We start from the raw sequence: 13,397 nt of genomic DNA on the forward strand, positions 1-13,397 counted from the left end.
GTGTCCACTTCGCTTAAAAATGCTCAGCTCACTGCGCATCGGCCTTGAGGTCGATCTTCTCGAAGATCTCCGTCGGCTCCGTCATGGTGATGACGTCGGCGAGGCCCAGGCCCGTCGCCGACTTGGCGCTGGCGGAGACGGTGAGCGTGCCGGGCTTGGCGACGAAGCGGGCGGCGGCGGCGGCGACGCTCTTGGCGCCGTCGGACGGGCCGAGAATGGCGGCAAGGCCAAGGCTCGCGACCATCGTGAACTGCTGGCGGACATCCTCGACCTTGCGCTTGGACTTGCGCGCCTCGTTCTCGACCAGCTTCTCGACCAGGCCGAAATTCTGCAGCTTGACCTGCAGGTTGCGGGCGGTGGCGCCGAGCGCCGCGACCTGGGCAAGCGCGAGATCGCTGGCGAACAGGTCCTTGGTGACGTTGCCGAGCGTGCCGGAGGCCTCGATCTGGGCGAGGCCGGCGCTGCCGAAGGAGAGCGTGCGAATGGCGATCTCGTTCTTGGCTGCCTCCCAGGCGAGGTCGAGCTTGGCCGAGAGGTCGAGCGTGCGGATGCCCATCGCGATCATGTCCTTGGCGGCCGGGTTGCCGGTGGCCTCGGAAACCGGGGTGACGAGCTTGTCGATCGTCAGCGCCAGGCTGGTCGGGATGCCGTTCAACTGCTCGCCCGCCTTGATCTCGAAGGTGCCGAGCGAGATCTTGACCGGCTCCTTGCCGGTTATGATCGCGGGCGCGTCGATCGAGATGCCGGCAAGCCGGATGGTGCCGAGGGTCGGGATGAAGCGGCGGAAATCGAACTCGTCGATCGGCTTATCCGGCTCGGCCAGCGCGGCCCGCAATTCGCGGATGACGGAAGCGAAAGCGAAGCCGGAATAGCCGATCGAATCGATGCCGCCCTTGGCCTCGCCGGAGCGGAACTGGAAGCCTTCCATGACGAAGCCGGATTTCGCCGAGGTGTTCTCGCCGAAGGCCATGCGGGCGATCCGCATGTCGACGGCGTCGCCCTTGGCGGTGGTCTTCGGCGGCGGGTTCACGGTCATGACGAGGTCGCGCGCCTCGCCGCTGCCGTATTCGAACATGTCGAAGAGCGAGAGCACGGAAAGGCCGAGCTGCCGTTCGGCCTCGGTCTTCGTCGGCGACTTGTCGGCATCGGCCGTCTTGTCGCCCTGCTTGCGCTCGACCTCTTCGCTCGCCGCCGCGAGGCGGGACATGACCTCGAGCAGCGGCTCGGGGCCGACCTTGGCCGCGAAGCCGCGCGCGGTGGTGCGGCCGAGCGACATCTTGCCGGCCTTGCCCATATCCAGGTTGTAGCCGTCCTGCTCGAAATTCCCGATGATCGGCAGCATCGCCTCGTTGGTGCCGGGCGCTGCCTTCTCGGTCAGGACGCGGGTGATCTGGCGCAGGTCGAAGGCGTCGAAGGTAGTGCGCTTCAGCTCGCCCTTCATCGGGCCGGTCGTGGCGCCGTCGGCCGTGATGCTGGCGCTGGCCGATTCGCCGCGGCCGACCTTGCCCTCGCGGATATCGGTGAGGCGGATGTCGCGATAGGTCGTGGTTTGCTTCTGGTCGCCGACCGTCTGGACCAGCGAGAGTTCCGGCGCGCTGATCTCGGCGGCGTTCAGCTTGGCCGCCCGGCCGGCAGCCGATTCGCCGGTGCCAGTGAACAGCGCCAGGAAGGCATCCTTCTCCAGGGTCGAGCCTTTGACCGCGATCTTCGGCGCGTTGATCACCAGCTTGCCGAGGTCGATCTTGACGTTGTCGAGCTGGAAATCGGCGGCCCAGGTCGAGGACGCGAAGGTCAGGAACAAGGCGGCCAGGGCCGTGCCTGCGAGATGCGTCGTCCGACGAGGGCGCGCAGCGATCATGGATATCTCCTGGTTCTTTGGTCCGGCGAAACTGCCGCAAGCCGATGACGAAAGAAAGCCGTCAGGCGGCGCCGCGTGGCATCCCGCATTCATATGATGACGAAAGGCTTGACCGAAAGGCGGCGAACGCGGCCATCTGCCGAAGATTTGCCATCGGCCGCTTCTAGAGCATGCGGGCCATGGCCGCCACGGAGTCCAAAGCGATGCATGCCGTCAGAACCGCTCTCGCCGCCGTCGCGCTGGCGCTGATCGCCTTGGCCCCGGCCGGGCTGCAGGCGCAGGGCCAGCCGGCCGCAGCCGGAGGCGCGGGCCTCGAATCGCTCGTCATCGTCAGCGGTGGCACGCGCCACACCTTCCAGGTCGAGGTGATGCGCACGCCGGATCAGCGGGCGAAGGGCCTGATGTTCCGCAGCTACATGCCGGCTGACCGCGGCATGCTGTTCGATTTCGCCGCCACCGAGCCGGTGGCGATGTGGATGCAGAATACCTACATCTCCCTCGACATGCTGTTCATCCGGGCGGATGGCACGATTGCGCGCATCGCCGAGCGCACCGAGCCGCTCTCGACGCGGACGATTCCATCGGGGGAGCCGGTTCTGTCGGTGCTGGAGATCAATGGCGGCGTCAGCAAGCAGCTCGGCATCAAGGCGGGAGACAAGGTCGAGCACGCGCTGTTCAAGCGCTGAGGGGTGCGGCGGCCAGATTGCTGCACACGGGCGACGCGATGCGGTTGGCTTTCGCTTGCCGGCGCGGCCTGTAGCATGATAGCGAACCGCAACGTTTGGAATGCTTCGTCGGGGTATAGCGCAGCCCGGTAGCGCATCTGCTTTGGGAGCAGATTGCCTAATCATACGATCCTCTTGATTTCCTTGGTGTTTTCGAGAGCTTCGTTATCAATCTGGGAACTTTCACGGGAAGAATGCACGGCGTCGAGCGCTTTGCGCAGATCGTCCTCGGTGGCGTGGGCATACTTCATCGTCGTCGCAATTGAGGCATGCCGGCCGAGCTTCTGACCGAGCTTCAGGTTGCCGCTATCGCGCACCAAGCGAGTGATGCCGGTGCGTCGGTTGTCGTGGAATCGGTAGCCCATCAGCGGATCTTGGTGGCTTGACTTCATGCCGGCGTTCTTGCGAGCGCGACGGAACTCGGTCTTCAGCCCCTCATGCGTGATCGGGCGCGGTGTCAGGTTATCGGCGCCTTCCTCATGGCGGGCAGGCCGGTAAAGCCAGACCGGGCCGGCAGGGCTCGTTTCGCCCTCTGGGATGACGCTCCGCAGGACGCGCTCCATCTCGGTCGAGAGCGGGATGAAGCCGATGACCTCACCCTTGCGCATCAGGTTGAGACGCCGGCCGCCCCAGTCGACGTGCTCCCAGTGCATCGCCAGCAGCTCGTTGCGACGAAGGGCAGACAGCACCGCGAAGCGCAGGATCGGCCGATAGCCTGGACGCACATTGGCGAACAGCTTCTCCTCTTCGGAATCGGATAGCTCGCGGACGCGCTCCTTCGGCTCATCAAGGCCCGGAAGCGTCAATTCGATCAGCTCGCCGATGTTCGGGTTGGCGTGCTTATTGACCGTCTTCGACTTGAGGACGGAAAGCATCTTCGGCCATCCAACGATTGCTGCTCCTGCCGCACGCTGCTCGACGTTCTGAGCCTTGATGACCGTGTTCGGGCTGAGATCAGCGCGCTTCTCGATCCACTCGGCAGGGACAGACGTTCCGTGCCAGTGGTGAAGCTGCCAGCCATCGCGATAGGCGATTGACGGCCCGACCTCGCTATGAAGCCGGCCCTGCTTGTCGCGATTGATCACGGTCGGGCGGTCGGAGATGGCGAGCACGTTCTCATGCCACCAGACCCAACCGCAGCTCTTCATCAGGGCTTCGTCGATCTCAAAGCGCTCTAGGACTGGGTCAGACCAGCCGCACACGTCGCGGAAGAAGGAGAGGTAAGCAGCCCACCCAGCAGCCCAGAGCGAGCCGCCGCGACAGTTGTTGACGGCATTCCAGGCCTGCAACTCGACCTGCGACCTGGCAGCCTCACGGCTGTACGTGGCGCCAGAGGCCGCACGCCGGCTTCGCTAACAACACCTGGGATGACGTGAATTTCTCGGGGAATTCCCTCTCGCTTGTCGCGCCGATCTTTCAAGGGCCGCAATCGCCCTCAGACGCCAAAGTTCGGTATCACGTCGATGGGTCCGGTCCGATCGCGATGTCAAATCCGAAATGGGGCGCTGCAAGCTTTGCTACGGCGGCTATCGGGCCTTCTGCCGCCATCCGAGCGGCAGGCGCGCACGACGCTTACATTGGTAACGTCGCGAATTTGACCGATCTATCTGTCGTTCGCTCTGGTTCAGAATTTGCCCGCTTTGGGAGCTGAGTTCAGACATTCATTGAATCAGAAAAAGCGGCTCCAATCCCTCGTTTCTGGATGGATGAAACCGCCGCCACCGCAAACAATCGTAAGCTAATGTTTGACCTTACTGCGCAAGAGCTGCCTGCTTTTGTGGCAGCGGATAATGAATTGAGTTTCCTACAGTTCTTCCGGTTAAGGCGCAACGGAGTGTCGGCCGCGATAGTCGGGCTTACCTCATTGCCTACGTCGACATCCGGGCTGATCTCAGGTGATTTATGGAATGACGGAGGTGTGCTTAAAATTGTCACATAGCGTTAGATTGGGTGGCCCTGTCTCGACATTGTAATCCAATCACTCATTTCATCCCGAATAATTTCCGATCGGCGCGCCGCTGATGCGCTGATGGAGTGAACGATTTCTGGGAACTTGCGCATCAATAGGCTGGCTCTATCGTAGGAGCTCTGAGAAAGATGCGAAGGACCAAGCCCATATTCATGAGTTTCATCCAGCTTTATGTCTTCGGGCTGCATCGGGATCATAACAGACCGCCTAAGGCTTGCTAAAGCGATCCTTTGCATGAACCCAAGAACCTTCGCTCTCACGATCACATGGCGGGGCAGCCAAGTCTCATCTCGCCTAAACTCAGTCTCTGTCCACCAAACGCTAGATTGGTGGACCGGTGCGATGAAAACGTTGACTTTAGCCGCGTTAACGCGCCGGGAGAATTTTAGGAAATGGGACAGCCATAGTTCGGGGTAAGATGGATCAGTGAATGGTATGCCCCTAACAACAGGCAAATCCAGCGCTTCGCAGCCAATCTTCTCTAGTTCATACCCGAATGTTACGTAGCGACCACCGCCCAAATCAACTACAGAGTAAGTGTCACGATAAAAATCTATTATAATTGAACCATGGCTCATTAGCTCGTTTAGGTCAAAATTCTTGTTTATGTCCCTGTCAATGGTCATTAGCGATGGTTCGTCGAAATCAAACCGCTCCAGATTCACGGGATTCCGCAAATTTCTTGACATGAGACTAATGGTGTTTACGCGCCAAAGGTAATGGCACTGCGCTTCTGGAAAGACAGAAACCCTAGCATCTCGTGCGACACATGAACCGATTACGCCAATAGATCGAACGGAATCTAAGCCGTTCGGCCAATCTCGTTTCAAGATTTCAACCCCAACCCCTGAAAATGCCTAATCATTAATCTGCCCGATCACTCATCTAATCTCAACCCCAAAGAACCCGTCGCATGCCCGGCGGGTTTTTTGTTGCTCGGAGCATTCATGTTCACGACCTCTGACCTGACGCAGCTCGCCAAGGCGTGCGGCGCGAAACGCAATGCTGCCGTTGTCCAAGGCATCGTCGACAATCAGGAATGGCTTGAAGGCGGGCGGGATCGGCACGCCGGGACGCGAGGCTGAGTTCCTGGCTCAAGCATGCCTTGAGACGGACTATTTCAAGGCGCTGAAGGCGTACGGCGGTCCGGCCTATTTCGAGCGCTACGAAGGCCGGAGGGATCTCGGCAAGCGTCTGGCGTGCAGCAGGACGTGGTGCTGTTCCTGCTTGGCGCCTGGCAGTCTCTGGCGGCCGGCGTCGTCTACTACTGGGTCGGATCGTCTTCCGGCTCCGCCGCCAAGGATCAAGCGATCAAACACATCGCTGCCTCGAAGTGAACAATCCCGACTGGCCTGCGCTTTAGGATATGCCGATGGATGATAAAACGGGGCCCGATATGCTGAAAGCCTTCATGAAGCAGCCCGTCAGCACGTTCAACATAGTGCTGATCCTGTTCGTCGCTTTCGGCTGGTACTACAGCCGAGAGAACAACATGGAGAAGCTCGGGGCAGCGGCTAAGGCCCAGGAGCTTCGGATCGACCGCGTCGAGAAGAAGATAGAAGCCGGCGACATCAATGACGCCGTCCAGAACGGCAAGATCGTCGAAAGCCTGAACCTGCTCGTGCTTGCCCGCTCAGACATGGGGGGGAGGCCTCGACGGGAGCCGCGGGATAGGTGATCGATCGCAAGCCGTTGTTCGACGACGGCCGCCAGCCGGTGGTTTCGTATTGCTGGTGCGGGTGCGAGCGGCGCCGAAGCCGGCGAGCGATTTTCAGGAAGGCGACATCGGCCGGCTGGTTCGCGCGGTAGCCGTTGCGCCAGAGACAGGCGACGACGAGATTATCCCATCGATCCTTGCCGCCCGCCGATTTGGGGACGACGTGGTCGAAGGTCGCGCGGCGGAACTTGTAGGACCGGCGAGGGCCGGTGTTCGGCTGGCCTTCCTTCCAAGCTGTCCGCCCCCCCCTCCGGTCGAGACCTGGAACGACAAGTCGAACGCCACAATAGGCGCACCGACTTCCCTGCTCAGCAGAGAGCTGCTGGATCGTCGCCCGCTCACCCACGGCCAGCCCTCCGGGGAGAGGGGCCGGAACGAGCGCAGAACATCGCTGGGGAGTTTACGGGAACTTCCTGTTCCCAAACCGACCGGCCGATGCTATTGCGTTCCGGCCTGCAACGGCTTGACGTTTGGACGTTGCGGGAGTTTCGCGAGTGTTTCGATGCACTTGCGGACTGTCGGGGTATAGCGCAGCCCGGTAGCGCATCTGCTTTGGGAGCAGAGGGTCCCAGGTTCGAATCCTGGTGCCCCGACCATCATTCCGAGGTTGTATGAAGCGGTTCGCGTCGCGGGCTGCACAGGTTTGGTGACGGCAGAGCGCTTTCATGACCGCACGCATCTATCGCCCGGCCCGCACGGCCATGCAGTCCGGCACGGCCAAGACCGAGCGCTGGCTGCTCGAGTACGAGCCGGAGGCGCCGCGGCAGATCGAGCCGCTGATGGGCTGGACCTCGTCCTCGGACATGAAGAGCCAGCTCAAGCTCTGGTTCGACAGCGAGGCTGCTGCCGTCGCCTATGCCACGCGCAACGGCATCGCCTATCGCGTCGAACAGCCGAACGAAGCCAAGCGTCGCACGGCCTCCTATTCCGACAATTTCAAGTTCACGCGCGTCGGTCAGTGGACGCATTGATGCCGACAGGCGAGGGACTTCCCTCGCTTTCGGGCCCGTAGCTCAGATGGATAGAGCAGCAGCCTTCTAAGCTGCTGGTCGCAGGTTCGAATCCTGCCGGGCTCGCCACTCCTTTCAAGCACTCAGCCCGTTTGCGGTGCCTCGACAGTTGGAAGAATCCAGCCGCTTTCCAACTGTCTTTCAAGGCGTGATCGAGCTGGGGCTTGCCGGGCCGCTGCTACGCCTGCTCAGCGCGTTCGCCCTCGGCGACGAAGCCCGCCGCGATCACGATCGCGCATGTCAGGAGCGCCGCTCCAGCAACGGAGAGCAAAGAGAGTCCAAGCGGGGTGACGGCGGCTGCGTCGTACAGACCAAGAATCTTGCGTAGGTAGTAGCCGATCGCCAGACTGACCATGCCGAAAGCAAGTGGAGCTTGCCGAATGTTTGGAGCCGGCATCTGGCGAACCCTTGTAACGCTGCTCTTCAAAGTCCCGTAGAGCGACATTTCGTACCCTCTTTGTTCCATTGCGGGAACGCGTTGTTCCAGCCTGATCCGAGAGATGGCCTCTCGTTGGCGGCGTTTCAAGAACCGTGCCTTGATCTGATCTGCCTGTGGGCCTCGCCTGGCCTTGCGCCTAGAGCAAGGCGCGTTCGTCGCGGCCCAGCAGGCGGAAGGCGAGGTAGATCGCGGTGCCGCTGAGCACGAGCAGGATCGTCGAGAGTGAGGCGGCCGTGCCGTAGTCGCCATCGTTGATCGCGATGTAGATCTTGACCGGCATCGTGATCGTCCCGCCGACATAGAGCACCAGCGACGAGGAGAGCTCGTTGACCGCCGTCACGAAGGACAGCATCGCGCCGGCGACGATGCCGGGCAGGATCAGCGGGATCGTCACCTTCATGAAGGCCTGGACCGGGCTGTAGCCGAGCGAGATCGCTGCTTCCTCCATGCTCGGTCCGACTTGCCGCAGCGCCGCCGCCGAGGAGCGCACCGCATAGGGCAGGCGGCGGATAAAGACGGAGAGGATGATGATCGCCGCCGTGCCGGTCATCACCAGCGGCGGCGTGTTGAAAGCCGCGATGAAGGCGACGCCGACGACGATGCCCGGCATGACATAGGGCACCATCAGGGTCGCATCGAGCAGCGAGCTCTGGGCAGTGTTGCGCCTGGCGACGAGGCAGCCGATCAGCGTGCCGATCACGACGATCAGCAGCACGGAGACGCCGGAGAAGACGAGCGAGTTGCGCACGACGTCGCCGAGCGTGGCGATGATGCGGCTGTAGCTTTCGAGGCCGAAGCCGGGCTGGAAGACCGGCCCGTTTGTCTTCCTGATCGAGTAGATCGCCGCGATGATCGCCGGCATCGCGCCGCCCAGCGCGATGAAATAGACCGCCGCATGGGCCGCGACATTCGCGAAGCCGCGCAGCTGGATCTTCTCGGGCCGGTTGATTAGGTTGCTGTGGTAGACGTTGCGCCGCGACATGTAGCGCTGGATGAAGACGAAGATCATCGACATCAAGATCAGGACGAGGCTGAGCGTGGTCGCCATGCCGAGATTGGAGCCGATCTCGGCGGAATAGGCGGTGTAGGCCTCGGTCGCGAGCACGTTGAAGCCGCGCCCGAGCAGGCGTGGCGTGCCGAAATCGGCGATGGCATGGATCAGCGCGAGCAGGCCGCCGGCCGAGAGCGCCGGCAGGACCAGCGGGAACGAGATTTTCATCACGCGCTGGAACGGCGTCAGCCCGAGATTCTCTGCCGCCTCCTCCAGAGAGCGGTTGATGTTGGCGAGCGCGCCTGACGTCAGCAGGTAGACGTAAGGATAGAACTTGAAGGCGAAGACTATGAGGATGCCCCAGACGCCGAAGATCGGCGGCATGTTGATGCCCCAGCTCATCAGGGTCTGCCTGACGATGCCGCCCGAGCCGAACAGCACGATCCAGGAATAGGCGCCGATAAAGGGCGGCGAGACCAGCGCCAGGATCGCCATCATCGAAACGAAGCGGCCGCCCGCGATGCGGAGGCGAGCCATGCAGAAGGCCATGACCGAGCCGAGCAGGAGCGCGCCCGCCAGCCCGCCGAAGCCGACGATCAGCGTGTTGATCAGGGCGTTGAAGTAGCGCGTGCTGGTGAATAGCCTCTGCCAGTTAGCGAGCGTGAGCTGGCCGCTCTCGTCGCGGAAGCTGGAGATCAGCACGAGGCCGAGCGGGATGAGCAGCAGCACGATCAGGATCGCCCAGGCTCCTACCGCGACGAGCGTCCAGAAATCCGGGCGCCAACCGATGCGCCTTGCCGGGGCGGCGACCGCGCTCATGCCGCAAGCTCCGTCTGGAGACGCTGGCCTGCGGCATCGAAGGCGTGCAGATCGGCCCGGTCGAAGCTGAGCTGGATTTCCCGACCGGCCTCGATGACGAGGTCCGGGGGAGGGGCGGCGATCTGCGCGACGAGCCGGTTCCCCTGGGCCTGGACCGTCAGATGGGCCTCGCGGCCGAGATAGGTGAAATGCTCGACCACGCCGGTGATGGCGGAGGCGCCGTGCCCGGCCGCCCCGGCCTCGGCAAGGCGCAGGCGCTCCGGCCGCAGGGCCCATTGCGCCACGCCCGGTACGTCCGGCAGGCCGAAGGTGGAGGGCTGGAGCAGGTTCATCGTTCCGACGAAGGAGGCGACGAAGCGTGTCGCTGGCTTGCCATAGATCTGCTGTGGCGTGCCGATCTGCTCGATCGAGCCGCCATCCATCACGCAGATCCGGTCGGAGATGGCGAGCGCTTCTTCCTGATCGTGGGTGACATAGATCGCGGCGATGCCGATCGTGCGCTGGATGTCGCGAATCTCGTCGCGCAGGTCGAGCCGGAGCTTGGCGTCGAGATTGGATAGGGGCTCGTCCATCAGCAGCAGGCGCGGTTTCACCACCATCGCCCGGGCGATGCCGATGCGCTGCTGCTGGCCGCCCGAGAGCGCTGCGGGCAGGCGCTCGGACAGCGCCGAGAGGCGGACGGTCGCCAGGGCCTCCGCGACGCGGTCGCGAATCTCCGACGCGGCGACCTTGCGCGCCTTGAGGCCGAACGCGACGTTCTCGGCGACGGTCAGGTGCGGGAAGATCGCATAGTCCTGGAAAACCATGCCGATATCGCGCTTGTGTGGCGGCACTGAGAGCAGATCGGTGCCGTCGAGCGAAACCTTGCCCTCCGACAGTTGCGAGAAGCCGGCTATCGAGCGCAGCAAGGTCGTCTTGCCGCAGCCGGACGGGCCGAGCAGCGTGAAGAACTCCCCTTGGGCAACGGAAAAGGACACGCCGTTCAGCGCGGTTGTGGGCCCGTAGCGCTTGATCGCGCCTTCGACGTTCAAATAAGCCATGCCGGCAAAGAATCTCCCCTTTCCCCTAGTTGCGCATGGCCGCGATTGGACGGCAAGATGGCTGATCATCGTCGGCACAGATCGACGCACTGGGAGAGGATCTTGAACATCATGACGTCGCGGAAAATCTGGGTCGGCCGCATCCTGCTGGCGGCGGGGCTGTTCGGTGTCGCGGGAGCGGCGGTCGCGGCCGACAACAAGGTCGTGCTCTACACCGCCCACAAGTCCTCGATCGTGCAGAAGATGATCCCGCTCTTCGAAGCGGAAACCGGCATCAAGGCCGAGGTCGTCCAGCTCGGTTCCGGCGACGTCTTCCGCCGGGCCCGTGCCGAGGCTGCCGCGCCCAAGGCCGACGTGATCTGGAGCGTGACCGGCTCGCTGCTGGGCGAGAATGCCGACCTGCTCGCGCCCTATGCGCCGAAGGATCAGGGCGCCATCGACGAGCGCTTCGTCAGCAGCCCGGCCTGGACGCCCTACACGACCGTCATCTACGTGCTGATGGTCAATAAGCGCATGGTCAAGGATGCCGACATCCCGAAGAACTGGGCCGAGCTCTCCGATCCGAAGTGGAAGGGCAAGGTTGCCTCGGCCCGCGTCGACAATTCCGGTTCGGCCTTCCAGCAGATGACGACCGTGCTGACCGCCGGCGGCGACAAGGGCTGGGATGTCTACGGCAAGCTGGCCAAGAACTTCGTCTTTTCCGACAGCTCCGGCGCGGTCCCGCGCTTCGTCGCCGATGGCGAGGCGCCGCTCGGCCTGACGCTCGAGGACAACGCGCTCGAATATGTCGCCGGCGGTGCCCCGGTGAAGATCGCCTATGTCGAGGACGGCACCACGACCTCGCCCGACGGTGTCGCGATGCTGAAGGGCGCGCCTAACCCGGAGCCGGCGAAGCGCTTCATCGACTGGGCCTTGTCGAAGAAGACGCAGGAGGCGCTGGTCAAGGAGGCGGGCCGCCGCTCGGTGCGCAAGGATGTCGCCGCGCCCGGCGATGTGAAGCCGCTTTCCGAACTGAAGCTGGTCAAGCTCAAGTCCGTCGAGGAGCTCGGCGGCACCAAGGCGATGATCGAGAAGTGGCGCCAGGTGACCGGCAACTGACAGAGGCGACGGGCATACGCTGACAGCCGGATACGACGACGACCATGCAGATTGAATGCTTCAGCCTCGGCAAGCGCTTCGCCACGCCTGAGGAGAACGAGGACAGTGTCGTCATCCTGCCCGGCCGCGGCTATGCCGTGATCGACGGGGTGACCGACCGCAGCGGGCGCCGTTTTGGCGCCATGCGGGCCGGGCGCTTCGCCTCCGTCCTCGTGGCGACGGAGCTCACCCGCTTCCTGCTCGACGAGGACCTGAGCGTTCGCGGCGGGCCGGATCGCATACGCAGGCTGGTCCAGGCGCTGGGCGATGCACTGCGCGGGGGCTATGCCGCGCATGGTCTGCTGGACAAGGCATCGGCCGATCCCGCCGTCCGGATCGGCTGCACGCTGGCGCTGGGCTATCATGACGGCCCGGTGCTGCAACTGGTCTCGATCGGCGATTCCGGCATCCGGCTGAGCGGGAAAGCGCTGGGAACGATCCGCCATGTCGAGGAGAAGCCGCTCGACCGGGTGACGGCGCTGATCCGGCGCGAATGCTGGGCGCATCTTGGCAGGATGCGGGCCGATCCGCTGCCTCAGCGCTCGATCTCGGACGATGCCGTCTGGAATGGTTTGCGCGAGCCGCCGGCCGGGCTGAGCGCTGAGGCTTGCGCCACGATCAGGGCGCATGTGCTGCGGCTTTGCGACGAGGAGATGCCGACGATCGCGCGGGCCGAGATCGAACGGATCGTCGATAGCGGCATCAGCGGCCAGCGCGTCTTCTCCAATCATCCCACGAGCGATCTCGGCTATGGCGTGCTCGACGGCTTCGCCATCGCCGAGCGGCACGTCTTCACGGCGGATTACCCCGCCACCGAGGTCGCGCGGCTCGAATTGTTCAGCGACGGCTATTTCGCCGAGCCGGACGCTTTCGGGGTCGCGGCCTGGGAGGCGAGCTTCGCCGAGGTCGAGCGGATCGACCCCGACAAGATCGGCCCCTATGCCAGCGTCAAGGGCTCCGGGGCCGACGGCTGGACCGACGACCGGACCTATCTCGGAATCGCGTTCGATCGCTGAGGCGTCAGTCTTCCCGGCCCCAGTTCCGCAATTTGCGGATCTTGGCGGCGGGGTCGCGCGGGCGCAGCCTCCACAGGTTTCTGATCAGGCTGACGAGCGCGAACAGCCCGAAGCTCGGCAGGGCGAGGGCGACCGGCACCGTCAGCAGGCCCATCGCGCAGCCGCCGGAATCGCCGGGGCTGCCGCATTTCGGATCGAACAGCATCAGGCCGAAGACCGCGATCACACCCAAAAGCGGGCCGATGACGAGGCCGACGAGGCCGGAGAGCAGCGCTTTCGTCAGCAGGCGCGTCATGCCGAGCCTTCCCCGTTTCCGGCCAGCATAGCTCGGTTCCAGCCCAACGGAACAGGTCGCGCCTTGCCTCGTTATGGGATTGGGGGACATGTGGAGAGCAACCATGTTGCGGTTCGTCGCCATCGCCGCCCTCGCGGCGGCTCTTTCGTCTCCGGCATCGGCTGAGCCCGGTTTCGTTAGGACGGCCAGCCTGCCAGTGCTCGAATCTGCCTCCATGCTCGGCCCCAAGGCGGCCTGTGAGTTGCCGATCAACCTGTCGGCTTCGGTGGGGCCTGTCGTGCCGGCGCCAGATCAGGCCATGACCCTGTCCCCGCGCATGGTCCAGGCGATCCGCGTCGACAGCGCGGCCTCCATCGACTGACGCGGGAGCCGCCGGCGATC

Annotated in this window: 16 protein-coding genes and 2 tRNA genes; 10 read left to right on the plus strand and 8 right to left on the minus strand. The window is 63.5% G+C overall.

The window, feature by feature from the left end; genetic code table 11:
• Window positions 1-28 precede the first annotated feature (28 nt).
• On the minus strand, window positions 29-1,858 hold the full coding sequence (locus ACODTJ_RS21765; RefSeq protein WP_454656343.1) for a hypothetical protein: 1,830 nt from the start codon (window positions 1,856-1,858) through the stop codon (window positions 29-31).
• Window positions 1,859-2,061: 203 nt separating this feature from the next.
• On the opposite strand from ACODTJ_RS21765, the gene ACODTJ_RS21770 reads away from it, so the two are divergent.
• On the plus strand, window positions 2,062-2,544 hold the full coding sequence (locus tag ACODTJ_RS21770) for a DUF192 domain-containing protein (protein ID WP_454656344.1): 483 nt from the start codon (window positions 2,062-2,064) through the stop codon (window positions 2,542-2,544).
• A gap of 161 nt (window positions 2,545-2,705) precedes the next feature.
• Here ACODTJ_RS21770 and ACODTJ_RS21775 read toward each other — a convergent pair whose 3' ends face one another.
• Together ACODTJ_RS21775 and ACODTJ_RS21780 are read right to left on the minus strand one after the other, a co-directional pair.
• A complete protein-coding gene (locus tag ACODTJ_RS21775; RefSeq protein ID WP_488850042.1) occupies window positions 2,706-3,731 on the minus strand; it encodes a DUF6745 domain-containing protein in 1,026 nt (341 codons plus the stop codon).
• A 793-nt stretch (window positions 3,732-4,524) separates the two neighbouring features.
• The gene (locus ACODTJ_RS21780) at window positions 4,525-5,382 is read right to left on the minus strand and encodes a DUF6270 domain-containing protein (protein WP_454656346.1); all 858 of its coding nucleotides are present in this window, start codon (window positions 5,380-5,382) and stop codon (window positions 4,525-4,527) included.
• Between the two features lie 117 nt (window positions 5,383-5,499).
• On the opposite strand from ACODTJ_RS21780, the gene ACODTJ_RS21785 reads away from it, so the two are divergent.
• The 3 genes from ACODTJ_RS21785 (at window position 5,500) to ACODTJ_RS21795 (ending at window position 6,230) form a co-directional block, all read left to right on the plus strand.
• On the plus strand, window positions 5,500-5,637 hold the full coding sequence (locus tag ACODTJ_RS21785; protein ID WP_454656347.1) for a hypothetical protein: 138 nt from the start codon (window positions 5,500-5,502) through the stop codon (window positions 5,635-5,637).
• A 114-nt stretch (window positions 5,638-5,751) separates the two neighbouring features.
• Window positions 5,752-5,889 (plus strand): hypothetical protein, encoded by a 138-nt coding sequence (locus ACODTJ_RS21790; RefSeq protein ID WP_454656348.1) that lies wholly within the window; start codon window positions 5,752-5,754, stop codon window positions 5,887-5,889.
• 35 nt (window positions 5,890-5,924) lie between these two features.
• Window positions 5,925-6,230, plus strand: a complete 306-nt coding sequence (locus tag ACODTJ_RS21795; RefSeq protein ID WP_454659070.1) for a hypothetical protein — start codon at window positions 5,925-5,927, stop codon at window positions 6,228-6,230.
• Here ACODTJ_RS21795 and ACODTJ_RS21800 read toward each other — a convergent pair.
• Window positions 6,124-6,615, minus strand: coding sequence for an HNH endonuclease (locus ACODTJ_RS21800; RefSeq protein WP_454656349.1), 492 nt, complete (start codon window positions 6,613-6,615; stop codon window positions 6,124-6,126). The two genes, ACODTJ_RS21795 and ACODTJ_RS21800, sit on opposite strands and share 107 nt — an antisense overlap.
• A 173-nt stretch (window positions 6,616-6,788) precedes the next feature.
• Here ACODTJ_RS21800 and ACODTJ_RS21805 point away from each other — a divergent pair.
• The 3 genes from ACODTJ_RS21805 to ACODTJ_RS21815 all read left to right on the plus strand — a co-directional run bounded on the left by ACODTJ_RS21805 (window position 6,789) and on the right by ACODTJ_RS21815 (window position 7,348).
• Window positions 6,789-6,865, plus strand: a tRNA-Pro gene (locus tag ACODTJ_RS21805).
• Between the two features lie 69 nt (window positions 6,866-6,934).
• Entirely contained in the window at window positions 6,935-7,240 is a 306-nt protein-coding gene (locus tag ACODTJ_RS21810; RefSeq protein WP_454656350.1) for an ETC complex I subunit, read from the plus strand.
• Window positions 7,241-7,271: 31 nt separating this feature from the next.
• Window positions 7,272-7,348, plus strand: a tRNA-Arg gene (locus ACODTJ_RS21815).
• A gap of 109 nt (window positions 7,349-7,457) precedes the next feature.
• Here the strand turns inward: ACODTJ_RS21815 and ACODTJ_RS21820 are convergent.
• From ACODTJ_RS21820 to ACODTJ_RS21830, 3 genes are all read right to left on the minus strand, one after another.
• Window positions 7,458-7,724: a hypothetical protein gene (locus ACODTJ_RS21820; protein ID WP_454656351.1), complete on the minus strand. Its 267-nt coding sequence runs from the start codon at window positions 7,722-7,724 to the stop codon at window positions 7,458-7,460.
• A 130-nt stretch (window positions 7,725-7,854) separates the two neighbouring features.
• Window positions 7,855-9,528: an ABC transporter permease gene (locus ACODTJ_RS21825; protein ID WP_454656352.1), complete on the minus strand. Its 1,674-nt coding sequence runs from the start codon at window positions 9,526-9,528 to the stop codon at window positions 7,855-7,857.
• Window positions 9,525-10,568 carry an ABC transporter ATP-binding protein gene (locus ACODTJ_RS21830; protein WP_454656353.1) on the minus strand — a complete coding sequence of 348 codons (1,044 nt, stop codon included), beginning with the start codon at window positions 10,566-10,568 and terminating at the stop codon, window positions 9,525-9,527. Before ACODTJ_RS21830 ends, ACODTJ_RS21825 begins: the two co-directional genes overlap by 4 nt.
• A 111-nt stretch (window positions 10,569-10,679) precedes the next feature.
• Between ACODTJ_RS21830 and ACODTJ_RS21835 the strand changes: the two genes are divergently transcribed.
• Together ACODTJ_RS21835 and ACODTJ_RS21840 are read left to right on the plus strand one after the other, a co-directional pair.
• The gene (locus tag ACODTJ_RS21835) at window positions 10,680-11,666 is read left to right on the plus strand and encodes an extracellular solute-binding protein (RefSeq protein ID WP_454656354.1); all 987 of its coding nucleotides are present in this window, start codon (window positions 10,680-10,682) and stop codon (window positions 11,664-11,666) included.
• A 44-nt stretch (window positions 11,667-11,710) separates the two neighbouring features.
• Window positions 11,711-12,721, plus strand: a complete 1,011-nt coding sequence (locus tag ACODTJ_RS21840; RefSeq protein WP_454656355.1) for a hypothetical protein — start codon at window positions 11,711-11,713, stop codon at window positions 12,719-12,721.
• Between the two features lie 4 nt (window positions 12,722-12,725).
• Here the strand turns inward: ACODTJ_RS21840 and ACODTJ_RS21845 are convergent, their stop codons facing one another.
• Complete coding sequence (locus tag ACODTJ_RS21845) at window positions 12,726-13,016, minus strand: hypothetical protein (RefSeq protein WP_454656356.1); 291 nt, start codon at window positions 13,014-13,016, stop codon at window positions 12,726-12,728.
• Window positions 13,017-13,119: 103 nt separating this feature from the next.
• Here ACODTJ_RS21845 and ACODTJ_RS21850 point away from each other — a divergent pair, with 103 nt between their 5' ends.
• Entirely contained in the window at window positions 13,120-13,377 is a 258-nt protein-coding gene (locus ACODTJ_RS21850) for a hypothetical protein (RefSeq protein ID WP_454656357.1), read from the plus strand.
• Window positions 13,378-13,397: the final 20 nt, after the last annotated feature.

The sequence above is a fragment of the Allobosea sp. FG18 genome (assembly GCF_057809495.1).